The sequence below is a fragment of the Shewanella sp. 11B5 genome, from assembly GCF_002836795.1.
GTDB lineage: Bacteria > Pseudomonadota > Gammaproteobacteria > Enterobacterales > Shewanellaceae > Shewanella > Shewanella frigidimarina.
The window spans coordinates 1-1,838 of record NZ_PJAP01000755.1; the positions used below are offsets into that span (position 1 = coordinate 1).

Below are 1,838 nucleotides of genomic sequence, written 5' to 3' on the forward strand. Positions count from 1 at the left end.
GTTTTAGTTGATGCCTTGATTATCTTGTTCGCTAACGTCTTCATGAGTACTGCGTTGCGTCTCAATTCAGATAATAATATTAGCCAACATTAATTGCGCAAATAAATATCTGTACGTTACAGGTTACTTGCGAGTTGCTCTTAACATCCACGCTGTTTTTTCGTGTATTCGCATGCGATCAGACACTAAAGCAGCAGTTGACTCATCGTCAGCAGCTTGGGCTAACTTAAGCACTTGTCGCGATGTTTTAACCACTTGTTCATGGCCTTGGGTCAGTAAGTCAACCATATCAGCAGAACTCGGAACACCTTCAACTTCTTTAATTGAACTCAGGCGAGCAAACTCTTTATATGTTCCCGGTGCAGCCACATCCAAGGTACGAATACGCTCGGCAATATCATCAACCGCTACCGCAAGCTCAGTGTAATGTTCTTCAAACATTAAGTGTAATTCGCGAAAATGTACCCCTGTGACATTCCAATGGAAATTATGGGTTTGCAAATAAAGTGTATAAGAGTCGGCCAATAAGTTTTTTAAACCTTCGGCTATTTTTAGTCGGTCATCTTTTTTTATACCAATATCGATGTCAGTCATTTTATTCCTCATAAAGTAGAATTAATTAGTCATAACATTACAGCATTTGTATAAATGGTGATTACAAGCCAGCAAGCTCAACAATACATTATTAACAACTTGCTTACATTGTATCCCAGCGTGTCTTTGTCGTCGTTTTATGACACCAACGAAAACAGTTCACGCTGTTAAAACGAATATCACACCACTAATAAAACTGAACTCAATTCAAATAATGTTCATTTATAAAACAGATATATTAATTGAATGTCTACATGAATTAACGTAATAAACTCGCGTAAACTAAATCATCTCGAATCTATTCGTTACGGTTTCGCTAACTCATCGTTAATGTTAGTGAGTATTTATACTAACATTATCATTTAATGGATCAACCGCTAGCCATTAAACTCTGTTAATACTTTTATCTTAAAAAGTACAAGCAAACATTGAAGTGGATCTCATATTGCTGCACGACGAGGAAACAACACAAAATACATATACATGACCACCACAAGGTTAATCAGCAGCACAATTACACTGAGCACATTAAAATGGCGAATCATTTCATAAAGCTCAAAAGGTAAATATATTGCGCCGCTAAGCAGTGCAAACCATTGGGTCCAGCGCATGTTATGCCATAAACCATAGGCTTCAATAAAGCGCACCGATGTATATACAGCCGCACCAAACGCCATTAACGTCAGACTAGATTGCGATACTGAACCCACCGCAGAAATAAAAATACCAGGGTAATGACTCGCTGGATTTAGGTGCAAATGCCTCACCAACTCAAGCGCTAACGCAGACAGATTTTGGCCCGTGTAGACATGCAAGCCAATGGCAACCAGTAATGCCAGTAAGCCTTTTGTTGCTTCAAGCACCGCGACAGCACGAACGCCGCCATCAGAATGTTTCATTATTATTGCTTTCCTGAAATAAAGATTGGTTTATATTAAGGTCGGTTGATTTTTCAAGGTTGTTTTTGCAGCGAATTATTGGTCATTACTTAAACAGGAGCTACAAGGAATAGACGTTGAGGTGTAGTCATTCTACATAAAAGTCGATAACGCAGTAGAAATGAACAACAAACGCTGCCCGAAGGGTACGGCTAAAAACGTTTTACTCTTTGTTGAGCGATTCTTTGGTAAGCACCTCAATTAAAATGTTGTTATGTTGAACGAAATTTAACCAAAAAAGTTTACCAGGCCCTAATGTCTTATACTGATTAAGCCTATGATGGCTCATTAATACTAAAGCACATC

2 protein-coding genes are annotated in these 1,838 nt (G+C 38.4%); both read right to left on the minus strand.

All coding sequences use genetic code 11. From position 1 onward, the window contains the following. Positions 1 to 123: 123 nt before the first annotated feature. A complete protein-coding gene (locus tag CXF78_RS16115; RefSeq protein WP_102037353.1) occupies positions 124 to 594 on the minus strand; it encodes a Dps family protein in 471 nt (156 codons plus the stop codon). Between the two features lie 440 nt (positions 595 to 1,034). Then, positions 1,035 to 1,493, minus strand: coding sequence for a DUF2127 domain-containing protein (locus CXF78_RS16120; RefSeq protein WP_102037354.1), 459 nt, complete (start codon positions 1,491 to 1,493; stop codon positions 1,035 to 1,037). Positions 1,494 to 1,838: the final 345 nt, after the last annotated feature.

Coding starts and splice junctions, on each gene's coding strand:
- CXF78_RS16120 (WP_102037354.1), bottom strand. CDS start 1,493: ATGAAACATTCTGATGGCGGCGTTCGTGCTGTCGCGGTGCTTGAAGCA.
- CXF78_RS16115 (WP_102037353.1), bottom strand. CDS start 594: ATGACTGACATCGATATTGGTATAAAAAAAGATGACCGACTAAAAATA.